This window comes from Actibacterium sp. (assembly GCF_055134745.1).
Genome location: NZ_JBSRVX010000024.1, coordinates 1 through 12,618, shown reverse-complemented (window position 1 = coordinate 12,618; position 12,618 = coordinate 1). Strand labels below are relative to the sequence as shown.

Sequence of the window (12,618 nt, the reverse complement as noted above, 5' to 3'; positions counted from 1 at the left end):
CTGCTTGTCTATTCTGTTTACTGACTGTTGCCGATCCATGGGCGGGCCGCAATGCATCTGGACGTACTTGAGCTTCGGAATTTCTATTATCGCACCAATCTGGGGCGGGTGGCGCAGCGTGCGATACGGGATCAGGTGCTGCAGATATGGCCTGAGGCCAAGGGGCAATCCGTGGCGGGTTTCGGGTTTGCGGCACCCTTGCTGCGCCCCTATCTGGCCGATGCGCGACGGGTTGTGGCGGTGATGCCGGGCCAGCAGGGTGTGATGCCCTGGCCGGCCGGTATGGCCAATGTATCGGTCCTGTCGGAAGAAACGCGCTGGCCGTTGCCCAATGGCATGGTGGACAAGCTGATCTTGATGCACGGGCTGGAAACCAGCGAGCACCCGGCCGCCTTGCTGGAAGAATGCGCGCGCGTGCTGGGGCCGGGTGGGCGCGCATTGTTCATCGTGCCGAACCGGTCCGGACTTTGGGCGCGGCGCGATGGCACGCCTTTCGGGTTCGGGCGGCCCTATACGCTGGGCCAGCTTGAGGCGCAGTTGAAGATGCACGGCTTCCAGCCTGAAGGCCACCGTGCCGCACTTTATGCCCCGCCCAGCACAAAACGGTTCTGGCTCAAGACCTCGGCGCTGGTCGAGCGCGCGGGGCGCAGGTTGTCGGCCTATTACGCAGGGGGGGTGCTGATGGTCGAGGCGTCAAAGCAGGTTTATAACCCCAGCGGGCTGCGCGCCGACGTGGCGGAAAGACATCCCCTGCGGGTGCTGGACGGCCTGCCCAGACCCTCTGCCGAGCCGATCTGAAACGCCGGCGCGCCCGAATCCCGAGCGGAAATCCTGCCTTGATTCTGCGCATCGGCCGAAACGTTGCCAATGATAGCGTCGGACATCGCAAATTAAGCCTTGAATGCGATCACGCGACAGTGTTCTTGGCGGTTGCGAGGGTGAACGGGCTCTGCTACACCCACGCCGATTTCGGCTGCGTGCCGCCTGTGGCACGCAACATGAGCAAGCCTCGTCGCAACAGCGGCATCAAGGGGCGATTTACATCGGAAGGGTGGACGTGTCCGAACCAGCTTCGATCTCATCCGGCATAGCTGCGCGCTATGCCAAGGCGGTCTTTGAACTGGCCGACCAAGATAAACAACTCGTCGCGCTCGAGCGTGATCTCGATTCAATCGAGGGCGCGCTGGCGGACAGTGCGGAATTTCGCGACCTGATCTCGTCGCCGATCTATTCGCGCGAAGAACAGGCCCGCGCCGTTGCAGCGATCGCCGCGCGTGCGGAATTGACGCCGCTGTTGGCAAATACGCTGGGTCTGATGGCATCAAAGCGGCGCCTGTTCGTGCTGCCGCAAATGGCCGCCGCCCTGCGCAGCATGATTGCCGACAGGAAAGGCGAGGTCACCGCCGATGTGACCGCTGCCAAGGTTCTGAGCGACGACCAGAAGGCCAAGCTGGCCGCGTCGCTGAAAGCCAGCCTGGGCAAGGAAATAAAGATCAACATGGCCGTCGATGAAAGCCTTATCGGCGGTCTCATTGTCAAAGTAGGCTCGAAGATGATCGACACCTCGATCCGCTCGCGGCTTGCAGCACTTCAGAACACCATGAAAGAGGTCGGATAAATGGGTATCCAAGCAGCTGAGATCTCTGCGATCCTCAAGGAGCAGATCAAGAATTTCGGTCAGGAAGCAGAGGTTGCCGAGGTTGGCCGTGTGCTGTCCGTCGGTGACGGTATCGCGCGCGTTCACGGGCTGGACAATGTCCAGGCCGGTGAAATGGTCGAATTCCCCGGCGGCATTCGCGGGATGGCCCTGAACCTTGAAGCAGACAACGTGGGTATCGTTATTTTCGGCGCCGACCGCGACATCAAGGAAGGCGATGTCGTCAAACGGACCAAGTCGATCGTGGACGTGCCCGCCGGTGATGCGTTGCTGGGCCGGGTTGTCGATGGCCTGGGGAACCCGATCGACGGCAAGGGCCCGATCGCGTCATCCGAGCGCCGCGTGGCCGACGTCAAGGCGCCGGGCATCATCCCGCGCAAATCGGTGCACGAACCGATGGCCACCGGTCTGAAATCGGTTGACGCCATGATCCCGGTTGGCCGGGGCCAGCGCGAGCTGATCATCGGCGACCGTCAGACCGGCAAGACCGCCATCGCGCTGGATACGATCCTGAACCAGAAATCGTATAACGACGCTGCCGGCGATGACGAAAGCAAGAAGCTTTATTGTATCTATGTCGCCATCGGGCAGAAACGCTCGACCGTGGCGCAGCTGGTCAAGAAGCTGGAAGAAACCGGCGCGATTGATTACACGATCATCGTCGCTGCCACCGCGTCCGACCCCGCGCCGATGCAGTTCCTGGCCCCCTATTCGGCCACCGCGATGGCCGAGTTTTTCCGCGACAATGGCCGCCATGCCCTGATCATCTATGACGATCTGTCCAAGCAGGCCGTTGCCTATCGTCAGATGTCGCTGCTGCTGCGCCGTCCGCCGGGCCGCGAAGCCTATCCGGGCGACGTGTTCTATCTGCACTCGCGCCTGCTGGAGCGTTCGGCGAAGCTGAACGAAGATAACGGTGCCGGTTCGCTGACCGCGCTGCCGATCATCGAAACCCAGGCGGGTGACGTTTCGGCCTATATTCCGACCAACGTGATCTCGATCACCGATGGCCAGATATTCCTTGAAACCGACCTGTTCTATCAGGGTATCCGCCCGGCCGTGAATACCGGTCTGTCGGTCAGCCGCGTGGGGTCTGCTGCCCAGACCAACGCGATGAAATCGGTCGCGGGTCCGGTCAAGCTGGAACTGGCACAGTATCGCGAAATGGCGGCCTTTGCGCAGTTCGGGTCCGATCTGGATGCGTCCACGCAAAAGCTGCTGAACCGTGGCGCGCGCCTGACCGAGCTGATGAAACAGCCGCAATACGCGCCGCTGACCAATGCGGAAATCGTCTGCGTGATCTATGCCGGCACCAACGGTTATCTGGACAAGATCCCGGTGAAATCGGTGGGCCGTTTCGAGGCGGGCCTGCTGGCACATCTGCGCCAGAAACATGCCGACCTGCTGGCCGACATCACCAATAACGACCGCAAGGTGAAGGGCGAGCTGGAGGACAAGATCAGGGCCGCGCTGGACGCATTCGCCAAAGATTTCGCCTGAGGGCGGGTAAGGATCGGATAGATGCCAAGCCTAAAGGACCTCAAGAACCGGATCGGCAGCGTCAAGTCGACGCGAAAGATCACGAAGGCCATGCAGATGGTCGCCGCGGCCAAGTTGCGCCGCGCGCAAGAGGCGGCCGAAGCGGCCCGCCCCTATGCCGAACGCATGACCGCCGTAATGAGCGGTCTTGCGAACTCTGTCAAAGGGTCCGAAACGGCCCCGCGCCTGCTGGCCGGGACCGGTTCCGACCAGACCCACCTTCTGGTGGTCATGACATCCGAGCGCGGGTTGTGCGGCGGGTTCAATACGACCATCGTGCGCCTGGCACGCCAGCGCATTAACGAACTGATCGCGGCTGGCAAGACGGTCAAGATCATGACCATCGGCAAGAAGGGTCGCGAACAGCTCAAGCGCGAATACAGCCAGTATTTCGTCGCGCATGTCGATCTGTCCGAGGTCAAGCGTGTGGGTTACACCAATGCTCAAAGCATCGCGCGGGATATTCTGACACGCTTTGATGCCGGTGAGTTCGACATTGCGACGATATTCTATGCCGAATTCAAATCGGTGATATCGCAGGTGCCGACCGCGCAGCAGATCATCCCGGCTGTGTTCGACGATCAATCGGCCGATGCGCCCGCGCTGGGAACGGCCTATGATTACGAACCGTCGGAAGAGGGTATCCTGGCCGATCTTTTGCCGCGCAACATCGCCACGCAGCTGTTCACGGCACTGCTTGAAAACGGGGCGTCGGAACAGGGCGCGCGGATGAGCGCGATGGACAGCGCGACGCGCAACGCCGGCGAGATGATCGACAAGCTGACGATCGTCTATAACCGCTCGCGTCAGGCCGCGATCACCAAAGAACTTATCGAGATTATTTCGGGCGCCGAAGCGCTCTAAGGAACCGGAGACGAAACATGGCAAACGCAGTGGGCAAAGTCACGCAGGTGATCGGCGCCGTCGTGGACGTACAGTTCGAAGACGAGCTTCCCCAGATTCTGAACGCATTGGAAACTGATAACAACGGCAAGCGTCTGGTGCTGGAAGTTGCCCAACACCTGGGCGAGGGCACCGTGCGGACCATCGCGATGGACATGACCGAAGGTCTGGTTCGCGGCGCAAAGGTCACCGATACCGGCACCGCCATTTCCGTGCCCGTCGGCAACGCGACCTTGGGCCGGATCATGAATGTCATCGGTGAGCCGATCGACGAAAAAGGCCCGGTGAATGCGGACGAAACCCGCGCCATCCACCGCCCGGCGCCCGATTTTTCAGAGCAAGCGGCAGCATCGGAAATTCTGGTGACCGGGATCAAGGTCATCGACCTGCTGGCCCCTTACGCCAAGGGCGGCAAGATCGGCCTGTTCGGCGGTGCCGGCGTGGGCAAGACGGTTCTGATCCAGGAACTGATCAACAACATCGCCAAGGTGCATTCGGGCTTTTCGGTTTTTGCCGGTGTGGGCGAACGGACCCGTGAAGGCAACGACCTGTATCACGAATTCATCGAAGCCGGTGTTATCAACATCGATAACCTGGAAGAATCCAAGGTGGCCCTGGTCTATGGCCAGATGAACGAGCCGCCGGGTGCGCGTGCCCGCGTCGCGCTGACCGGCCTGACGCTGGCAGAACAATTCCGCGACCAGTCCGGCACCGACGTTCTGTTCTTCGTCGACAACATCTTCCGCTTTACCCAGGCGGGTTCGGAAGTGTCGGCGCTGCTGGGCCGTATTCCTTCGGCGGTGGGTTACCAGCCGACGCTGGCCACCGACATGGGTGCCCTGCAAGAGCGTATCACCTCGACCCGCGCCGGTTCGATCACTTCGGTTCAGGCGATCTATGTGCCTGCGGACGACTTGACCGACCCCGCACCGGCCACGTCATTTGCGCACCTTGATGCCACGACCACGTTGTCGCGCGCCATTTCGGAATTGGGGATCTATCCGGCGGTGGACCCGTTGGACAGCACCTCGCGCCTGATGGATCCGCAGATTCTGGGTGAAGAGCATTACCAAGTCGCCCGTGATGTGCAGGGTATTCTTCAGCGCTACAAGTCGCTGCAGGACATCATCGCCATCCTGGGCATGGACGAGCTGAGCGAAGAGGACAAGCTGACCGTGGCCCGCGCCCGCAAGATCCAGCGCTTCCTGTCGCAGCCCTTCGACGTGGCCAAGGTATTCACCGGTTCGGACGGTGTTCAGGTTCCGCTGGAAAAAACCATTGCCTCGTTCAAGGCTGTCGTTGCCGGCGAATACGATCACCTGCCCGAAGCCGCCTTCTATATGGTCGGTGACATCGAGGATGTGATCGCCAAAGCCGAGAAAATGGCAGCAGCTGCCTAAAGGGGGCCTTTATGGCTGATACGATGCAATTCGATCTGGTTTCGCCCGAGCGCCGGCTGGTTTCCGTTCAGGCCACTGCCGTTCGGGTGCCCGGGTCCGAGGGCGATCTGACGATTATGGCGAATCACGCGCCGCTGATTACATCCCTGCGCCCCGGCGTTCTGGAAGTGGTCAGCAGTGAAGGTACGAAGCATTACGTCGTGACCGGCGGCTTTGCCGAGATTTCGAATGACGGCACTTCGGTTCTGGCCGAAGAGGCCTTTCCGTCGGAAGAGGTGACGCAAGAGGTGATAGACGCAATGGTGGCCAAGGCGCATGCGCTTCACAAGGAAGCGCATCCCGATATGGTCGATTCAGCGGCCAAGCTTCTGGCTGACATGGTCGCAATCGGTGGTTACATCGGGCTGGAGCCCAAGCTGCCCAACGCCTGACATTCCATGCGGAACGATGTTCGCAAAAGGCTCCGCTTGCGGGGCCTTTTGTCTTTTCGGGTCGAATTCCTGCCGTTTTTCGTCACTATGCAGACGCAAGGGAGAAGAAGGAGCATCCATGCGCAGGTTTGACGCGCGTTTTGTCGGAGTCGATCAGGGCTCAGAGACCCTGTTTTCAGATTTCGAACATGACGGGGTGATGTGGACCGGAACCGGGCCGCGTATGGCGCGCTGGCCGGTTGTATTCAGCGAACCCTTTCGCGATGCGCCGATCGTCAGCGTCCACATCGCCATGTGGGACATGGATCGCAAGACAAACCCACGTGCCGACCTGACATCGGAAAATGTCACCCCCACTGGGTTCGACATCGTGTTCCGCACATGGGGCGACACGCGGGTGGCCCGTATACGCGCCGATTGGATCGCAATCGGGCCGGTGGCTGCAGAGGACGACTGGGAGCTCTACTAGGCTGGTCTTTTCGAAGGCCCTAGCCGTTGAACATGCCCTCGTAGATGGGCGACAGGGTTTCATGTTCAAACAGCGACGATACCGAGGTGCCATGCCAGATATTCATGATGGCCTGCGCAAAGATTGGCGCGGTCGGCACGATACGAATATTCGGGGTGGCCTTCACCGCTTCGGTGGGCTGGATCGAATCCGTGATGACAAGGCTTTTGAGCACTGAATTGGTGATATTCGAAACAGCCGGGCCCGACAGGACGCCGTGGCTTGTATAGGCGTGCACCTCGGTCGCGCCGGCCTCGGTCAGCACGGCGGCGGCTTTGCACAATGTGCCGGCCGTGTCGCACATGTCATCGACGATGATACATTTCTTGCCCTGCACATTGCCGATAACTGTCATTTCCGCGACCTCGCCGGCCTTTTCCCGGCGTTTGTCCACGATCGACAGCGGCGCGTTGATCCGCTGGGCCAGTTCGCGTGCGCGCGCCACGCCCCCAACATCGGGCGACACCACCATCAGATCATCCATGCAGTCGCGGAACTGGTGCTGGATATCCAGCGCGAAAATCGGCGAAGCATAGAGGTTATCGACCGGAATATCGAAAAAGCCCTGAATCTGAACGGCATGCAGGTCCATCGTCAGAATGCGTTCGATGCCGGCCTCGACCAGCATATTGGCGACAAGCTTGGCGGAAATCGGCGTGCGGGCCTTGGTGCGGCGATCCTGACGAGCATAGCCGAAATAGGGGATCACGGCGGTGATGCGCGAGGCCGAAGACCGGCGCAGTGCGTCGGCAATGATCAGCAATTCCATCAGGTTGTCATTGGCGGGGCGTGACGTGGGCTGGATGATGAACATATCCTCGCCACGGACGTTTTCGTATACCTCGACAAAGATTTCCTGATCGTTGAAGCGTTCGACGCGGGCCTCGACCAGGCCGACATTCATGCCGCGATGCATCGACATCCGGCGCGCGATGGCCAGCGCCAGCGGCCGGTTGGCATTGCCGGAAATCAGTTTAGGTTCAGTGATAGACGGCATGTGCAGATCCCCGCGGCAGCAGTGTCAAATGACGGATTCGTGACGTTGACATCGCTTACCACCCGATGACGCGGTTGCAAACCTTGTCTGGCATGAGGGCAGAGGAAAGACCGGCGACAAGGGCGGGTGACGCAGCGTTGGGGAGACGATCATATTTCTTCGTCGATAACATAGTCTTCCCAGTCTTCTTCGGGCACGTCGAATTCCGGGACGGTCCAGCCCCGCACGGAAACCCCCGCCCGGTGCACGCTTTCGGGATCGCCCGAGATCAGCGGATGCCAGTCATAAAGCGGTTTGCCTTCGTAAATAAGCCGATATGCACATGTCGCCGGCATCCAATAGGCCACCTCGGCGATGGTACCCGGTTTCAGAACCACGCATTCCGGCACGATGGTCTTGCGCACCTCGTAATGGGCGCAGCGGCAGGTTTCATCATCCAGCAGACGACAGGCGATGCGGGTGAATACCACCTCGCCGGTATCGGCATCCTCAAGCTTGTTGAGGCAACATTTGCCGCAGCCGTCGCATAGGGCCTCCCATTCGCGGGGGGCCATGTTTTTCATGGGAACCCGTTCCCAGAATTTGGGGCGCAGGCCGTCGCGGTTGATCGGGTCTTTCATCGGCGCGGGCCTTCGCGGGTTGGGGGGCGCGTTACAGTGCGGCAAGAATGGCGCGGGCCTGATCGCAGTCACGCTGCATCTGGGCGATGAATGGTGCCAGCCCGTCAAATGTCAATTCCGGCCGCAGATATTCTACAAGCGCGACCGACAGATGCGCACCGTATAGATCGCCGCTGAAATCGAACAGGAAGGTTTCGCAGTTGGGCCGGTTTTCCCCGAACATCGGCCGCACCCCGATCGACGCCGCACCGATATGGCTGCCCTTGTGCGGGCCTTCCAGCACATCGACCTTTACCGCATATACCCCGAATTTCGGCAGGTGAAGCCCATCCAAGTTCATGTTCGCGGTGGGAAAGCCCAACTCACGCCCGCGCTGGTGGCCATGGATCACCTCGCCTTCGATACGATGCCAATGGCCAAGCATGGCAGCGGCGTCGCGGGGGCGGCCCTGGCTGATTGCATCACGGATCGCGGTGGACGAGACTGCGCCGGCATCGCCTTCCAGCAGCGTCGATATCGTAACGCCAAAGCCCATTTCCGCCCCGAAGCGCACCAGATCATCGACGCAGCCGGCGCGTGCCTTGCCAAAGCAGAAATCGGCGCCGACCACGACGTGCCGCAGCCCCAGCCCGTCGGCCAGCACATCCTGTGCAAAGGCGCGCGGGGGCAGGGCGGCCATCTGTGCGTTGAACGGCAATTGATACAGAAGGTCCACCCCAAGCTTGGCCAGCCGGTTGCGCTTGGATTCAGCGTTCATCAGGCGAAAGGCGGGGGCGTGGGGGGTGAAATATTCGCGGGGGTGAGGTTCGAAGGTCACGACACCCAGCGGCGCGCCAAGGGTCTGCGCGGATGTGCGGGCCTGGTCGATCACGGCCTGATGGCCCAGGTGGATGCCATCGAAATTGCCGATCGCGGCGCTGGCACCGCGATCTTCAGGGTCAAGGCCGGTCCATGCGGATATGGTTTTCATCGGTCCCAAAGCGCTGGCACCGATAAACGGGGCCGTCTATTCAGATTTTCGGCTGGGCGCCAATACCAGCGCTTCGCCCTTTATGACGACCGTATCGCCCACCATGCAGCGACAATCAAGGCTAACCCGGTGGCGCTCGCGATCAACGCCTGTGACTTCGACCTCGGCCACGACGATATCGCCGGGGCGAACGGGGGCCATGAACCGCAGCGTCTGGCCCATATAGACAGAGCCGTGACCGGGAAGCTGTTCGCCGATCACCGCCGATATCAGGCCCGCGCTGAGCATGCCATGGGCGACGCAGCCCTTGAACCGGGTCGTTTTGGCAAAATCATCGTCAAGATGCACCGGGTTGTGATCCAGGCTGACATTGGCGAACATCTGGATGTCCTGCATTGTCACTTCCTTGCGCAGCCGCCGCTGCATCCCGATTTCGATATCTTCGACGAAGATCGACCCGCGCGTGATTTCTTCCAGCATCCTGTTCCCCTGAGCAATATAAGGGAATGTTAGCGAGCGAAATTGCAGGGCGCAAGAAAAGATAGAAATAATCTTATGAATGAATGTTCATTTTTGAAATTATATTTCAATAGACTATCGCAGGAAGCCAATGGCGAAATCGGGGGCGGCTTGGGCCTTGTTCAGGAATGCCGTCAGCATGGTTGGGTCGGGCTGGTAATGTGTGCCGGTTTCCAGTGCCGATAATCCGCCGGTGATGAACAGGCTGTCCAGCCCTTCGCCCATAGCCCCGCGAATATCGGTTTCGATTCCATCTCCGATGCACAGAATACGATCATCGGGCACTTGCGCGATCTGCCTCAGCCGACGACGGGCCAGATCATAGATCGGCGGATGCGGCTTGCCGAAATACAGCGATTCCCCGCCCATATCCATATAAAGCGCGGCAAGGGCACCCGCGCACCATTCACGGCTTTCGCCCCGGTCCACCACGATATCGGGGTTGGCGCAAAGCAGTTTCAGGCCTTTTTGTTTGGCATACAGGAATTGCGGGCGCAGGTTGGCCGGGTCTGCATGGGGGTCGAAGGGACCGGTGCAGACGATGCCTTCGGCCTGATCCAGCGGGACACGTTCAATGGCGACCGGATCCTCGACGATCTGGATCGGGTCAAAAAAGCTGTGGTCGCTTGGTTCGCCGATATAGAACACCTTTTCGCCGACCACGCCGCGATACATCGCAGCGCGTGCGCTGTCACCGGATGTGGCGATGCTGTCCCAGCAATCGCGGGCGACACCGATGCGATCCAGCTGGGCGGCCACGCTTTCGCGGTGGCGCGGGGCGTTGGTGACCAGAATGACGATGCCACCGTTTGCACGATAGCGTTGCAGGGCCATCACCGCGGCAGGGAAAGGCGTGCGTCCGTTATGAACGCAGCCCCAAAGATCGACGAAAAGCGCATCATATCCGGCGGATACTTCTTGCAGGGTTTCGATCAGCCGGGTCATGATTGCGCTTTCATTGAAAGGGGTGCCGGTCGCACCCCTTGTTGTCTGTGCCGTGGTTACAGCTTCAGGTTCGGGATGATCTGTTTTTTCCGGCTCATGATGCCGGGCAGAACAACCGTATCGCCCGCAACAGTCGCGCCAAAGGATTTTTCGGCGATGGTCTTGACCAGATCATTGGGCACCAAAAGCGTGGCTTCTTCGTTCAGGATATCCACTACGAACAACAAGACCTGATCGGCGCCATCTTCGCTGGCGACACCCGGCATGGCCGCCATAAGGGCCTCCTTGCGATCCAGCACGACCTTGGGCGCCGTGGTTTCCAGAACCGATACCCGGAAGTCCTTGCCGGCGATGCTGTATTCCTTGCTGTCCATGCGCAGCAGCTCGGCCTCGGAAAAGGCGGAAACATCGGATTTTGCAGCGAATAATTCGGCCGCATAATCGGGGATGGAAATGCCCAGTTCCGATGCCAGCTGTTGTGCAACGGCGCGGTCATGCGGCGTTGTGGTGGGCGAGCGGAATTCAAGCGTGTCCGACAGGATGCAAGACAGCATCAGGCACTTGATATTTTCGGGCATCTTTGCCGCGTCATCGCCCATCAGGTCGAACATGACTGTCGCGGTGCAGGCCAGCGGCCGGATGGTAATGGTAATCGGGCCTTTGGTTTTCAGGCCGCCCTGCAGCAGGTGATGGTCGATTACTTCGATCACGTCCGCCTCGTTGATAGAGGGCGGCAATTCGGCGACGTTGTTGGTATCGACCACGACAACCTTGTCGCCAGCGGCGACATCGCTGATGATTTCCGGCTGATCAAAGCCCCAGCGTTTCAGGACAAAGGCGGCTTCGGTATTGGGTTCGCCCAACAGCCTGGCCTCGGCGGGTGTGCCTTTTACTTCAGACAGATACCACGCCCAGATCAGCGGCGATCCGGTGGAATCGGTGTCGGGGGATTTGTGGCCGAAGACTTTGATGGTCATGTGATGCGTCCGGTTATTTCAGGTCAATCGCGCGCTTTATACGGCCCGCGCCGGGGCTTGTCACGGGGGCGGGCGGCATGTTGGCGGGTGTCATGATAATTTCGCATAGCGGCAGTTGACACTGTCAGGGGCGTTCCTTAAATCCAGCACGTTAGCACTCGATGAAGGTGAGTGCTAATATTTGCGAAACATATGAACCAAGGAGCGTTCAGAGATGGCATTCACTCCGCTGCACGACCGTGTGCTTGTGCGCCGCATCGAAGGCGACGAGAAAACCAAGGGCGGTCTTATCATCCCCGATAGCGCCAAAGAAAAGCCCGCCGAAGGCGAGATCATCGCTGTTGGCGCCGGTGCCCGTGACGAAGACGGCAAGCGCGTGAAAATGGACGTCAAGGCTGGCGACCGCGTGCTGTTCGGCAAATGGTCGGGCACCGAGATCACGCTCGACGGCCAAGAGCTGTTGATCATGAAGGAAAGCGACATTCTCGGCATCATCGCCTGAGGCGCTCGCAGATAACAGAAATTCAGACAACCAGGAGCAAGCAAAATGGCTGCTAAGGACGTCAAGTTCGGCACAGAAGCCCGGAACCAGATGCTTAAGGGCGTCAACATCCTCGCGGATGCCGTCAAGGTTACCCTCGGCCCCAAAGGCCGCAATGTCGTGATCGAGAAATCCTTCGGCGCACCGCGCATCACCAAGGACGGTGTAACGGTTGCCAAGGAAATCGAACTGGAAAACAAGTTCGAGAACATGGGCGCGCAGATGGTGAAAGAAGTCGCCAGCCGCACCAATGACGAAGCAGGCGACGGCACCACCACCGCCACCGTTCTGGCCCAGGCCATCGTCAAGGAAGGCATGAAATCGGTTGCCGCCGGCATGAACCCGATGGATCTGAAGCGCGGCATCGACCTGGCCACCGCCAAGGTCGTCGAAGCCATCCGCAAAGCCGCCCGTCCCGTGACCGACAGCGCCGAAGTGGCGCAGGTCGGCACCATTTCTGCCAATGGCGAGGCCGAAATTGGCCGTCAGATCGCAGAAGCGATGCAGAAAGTCGGCAACGAGGGTGTCATCACTGTCGAAGAGAACAAAGGCCTCGAGACCGAGACCGACGTGGTCGAGGGCATGCAGTTCGACCGTGGCTACCTCAGCCC

General features: G+C 60.0%; 15 protein-coding genes. 9 read left to right on the top strand and 6 right to left on the bottom strand.

All coding sequences use genetic code 11. The features are described 5' to 3' along the window. Positions 1–51 precede the first annotated feature (51 nt). From ACTCHC_RS05170 to ACTCHC_RS05140, 7 genes are all read left to right on the top strand, one after another. Positions 52–798 carry a class I SAM-dependent methyltransferase gene (locus tag ACTCHC_RS05170; RefSeq protein ID WP_463021404.1) on the top strand — a complete coding sequence of 249 codons (747 nt, stop codon included), beginning with the start codon at positions 52–54 and terminating at the stop codon, positions 796–798. 259 nt (positions 799–1,057) lie between these two features. Continuing rightward, complete coding sequence (locus ACTCHC_RS05165; RefSeq protein ID WP_463021488.1) at positions 1,058–1,618, top strand: F0F1 ATP synthase subunit delta; 561 nt, start codon at positions 1,058–1,060, stop codon at positions 1,616–1,618. Then, positions 1,619–3,157: a F0F1 ATP synthase subunit alpha gene (gene atpA / locus ACTCHC_RS05160; RefSeq protein ID WP_463021403.1), complete on the top strand. Its 1,539-nt coding sequence runs from the start codon at positions 1,619–1,621 to the stop codon at positions 3,155–3,157. A gap of 21 nt (positions 3,158–3,178) precedes the next feature. After that, positions 3,179–4,060: a F0F1 ATP synthase subunit gamma gene (locus tag ACTCHC_RS05155; protein WP_463021402.1), complete on the top strand. Its 882-nt coding sequence runs from the start codon at positions 3,179–3,181 to the stop codon at positions 4,058–4,060. 17 nt (positions 4,061–4,077) lie between these two features. Next, on the top strand, positions 4,078–5,499 hold the full coding sequence (gene atpD / locus ACTCHC_RS05150) for a F0F1 ATP synthase subunit beta (protein WP_463021401.1): 1,422 nt from the start codon (positions 4,078–4,080) through the stop codon (positions 5,497–5,499). An 11-nt stretch (positions 5,500–5,510) separates the two neighbouring features. Further along, on the top strand, positions 5,511–5,930 hold the full coding sequence (locus tag ACTCHC_RS05145) for a F0F1 ATP synthase subunit epsilon (protein ID WP_463021400.1): 420 nt from the start codon (positions 5,511–5,513) through the stop codon (positions 5,928–5,930). A 118-nt stretch (positions 5,931–6,048) separates the two neighbouring features. Continuing rightward, positions 6,049–6,399, top strand: coding sequence for an H-type lectin domain-containing protein (locus ACTCHC_RS05140; RefSeq protein ID WP_463021399.1), 351 nt, complete (start codon positions 6,049–6,051; stop codon positions 6,397–6,399). A 19-nt stretch (positions 6,400–6,418) separates the two neighbouring features. Here ACTCHC_RS05140 and ACTCHC_RS05135 read toward each other — a convergent pair whose 3' ends face one another. From ACTCHC_RS05135 to ACTCHC_RS05110, 6 genes are all read right to left on the bottom strand, one after another. Then, positions 6,419–7,435: a ribose-phosphate pyrophosphokinase gene (locus tag ACTCHC_RS05135; RefSeq protein WP_463021398.1), complete on the bottom strand. Its 1,017-nt coding sequence runs from the start codon at positions 7,433–7,435 to the stop codon at positions 6,419–6,421. 149 nt (positions 7,436–7,584) lie between these two features. Continuing rightward, positions 7,585–8,055, bottom strand: a complete 471-nt coding sequence (locus ACTCHC_RS05130; protein ID WP_463021397.1) for a YcgN family cysteine cluster protein — start codon at positions 8,053–8,055, stop codon at positions 7,585–7,587. A gap of 31 nt (positions 8,056–8,086) precedes the next feature. Continuing rightward, positions 8,087–9,025 (bottom strand): bifunctional riboflavin kinase/FAD synthetase, encoded by a 939-nt coding sequence (locus tag ACTCHC_RS05125; RefSeq protein ID WP_463021396.1) that lies wholly within the window; start codon positions 9,023–9,025, stop codon positions 8,087–8,089. 36 nt (positions 9,026–9,061) lie between these two features. After that, on the bottom strand, positions 9,062–9,505 hold the full coding sequence (locus ACTCHC_RS05120; protein ID WP_463021395.1) for a MaoC family dehydratase: 444 nt from the start codon (positions 9,503–9,505) through the stop codon (positions 9,062–9,064). A gap of 114 nt (positions 9,506–9,619) precedes the next feature. Further along, positions 9,620–10,489, bottom strand: a complete 870-nt coding sequence (locus ACTCHC_RS05115; protein WP_463021394.1) for a TIGR01459 family HAD-type hydrolase — start codon at positions 10,487–10,489, stop codon at positions 9,620–9,622. Between the two features lie 56 nt (positions 10,490–10,545). Next, entirely contained in the window at positions 10,546–11,466 is a 921-nt protein-coding gene (locus ACTCHC_RS05110; protein ID WP_463021393.1) for a manganese-dependent inorganic pyrophosphatase, read from the bottom strand. Between the two features lie 214 nt (positions 11,467–11,680). On the opposite strand from ACTCHC_RS05110, the gene ACTCHC_RS05105 reads away from it, so the two are divergent. Both ACTCHC_RS05105 and ACTCHC_RS05100 read left to right on the top strand, forming a co-directional pair. Then, a complete protein-coding gene (locus tag ACTCHC_RS05105) occupies positions 11,681–11,968 on the top strand; it encodes a co-chaperone GroES (protein WP_463021392.1) in 288 nt (95 codons plus the stop codon). A gap of 45 nt (positions 11,969–12,013) precedes the next feature. Next, on the top strand, positions 12,014–12,618 hold a 605-nt coding region (locus ACTCHC_RS05100), incomplete at its 3' end, for a TCP-1/cpn60 chaperonin family protein (protein WP_463021391.1).

Excerpts from the sequence above, each read along its gene's own strand:
- ACTCHC_RS05170 (WP_463021404.1), top strand. The coding sequence starts at position 52 with ATGCATCTGGACGTACTTGAGCTTCGGAATTTCTATTATCGCACCAAT.
- atpA (WP_463021403.1), top strand. The coding sequence starts at position 1,619 with ATGGGTATCCAAGCAGCTGAGATCTCTGCGATCCTCAAGGAGCAGATC.
- ACTCHC_RS05155 (WP_463021402.1), top strand. The coding sequence starts at position 3,179 with ATGCCAAGCCTAAAGGACCTCAAGAACCGGATCGGCAGCGTCAAGTCG.
- atpD (WP_463021401.1), top strand. The coding sequence starts at position 4,078 with ATGGCAAACGCAGTGGGCAAAGTCACGCAGGTGATCGGCGCCGTCGTG.
- ACTCHC_RS05145 (WP_463021400.1), top strand. The coding sequence starts at position 5,511 with ATGGCTGATACGATGCAATTCGATCTGGTTTCGCCCGAGCGCCGGCTG.
- ACTCHC_RS05140 (WP_463021399.1), top strand. The coding sequence starts at position 6,049 with ATGCGCAGGTTTGACGCGCGTTTTGTCGGAGTCGATCAGGGCTCAGAG.
- ACTCHC_RS05135 (WP_463021398.1), bottom strand. The coding sequence starts at position 7,435 with ATGCCGTCTATCACTGAACCTAAACTGATTTCCGGCAATGCCAACCGG.
- ACTCHC_RS05130 (WP_463021397.1), bottom strand. The coding sequence starts at position 8,055 with ATGAAAGACCCGATCAACCGCGACGGCCTGCGCCCCAAATTCTGGGAA.
- ACTCHC_RS05125 (WP_463021396.1), bottom strand. The coding sequence starts at position 9,025 with ATGAAAACCATATCCGCATGGACCGGCCTTGACCCTGAAGATCGCGGT.
- ACTCHC_RS05120 (WP_463021395.1), bottom strand. The coding sequence starts at position 9,505 with ATGCTGGAAGAAATCACGCGCGGGTCGATCTTCGTCGAAGATATCGAA.
- ACTCHC_RS05115 (WP_463021394.1), bottom strand. The coding sequence starts at position 10,489 with ATGACCCGGCTGATCGAAACCCTGCAAGAAGTATCCGCCGGATATGAT.
- ACTCHC_RS05110 (WP_463021393.1), bottom strand. The coding sequence starts at position 11,466 with ATGACCATCAAAGTCTTCGGCCACAAATCCCCCGACACCGATTCCACC.
- ACTCHC_RS05105 (WP_463021392.1), top strand. The coding sequence starts at position 11,681 with ATGGCATTCACTCCGCTGCACGACCGTGTGCTTGTGCGCCGCATCGAA.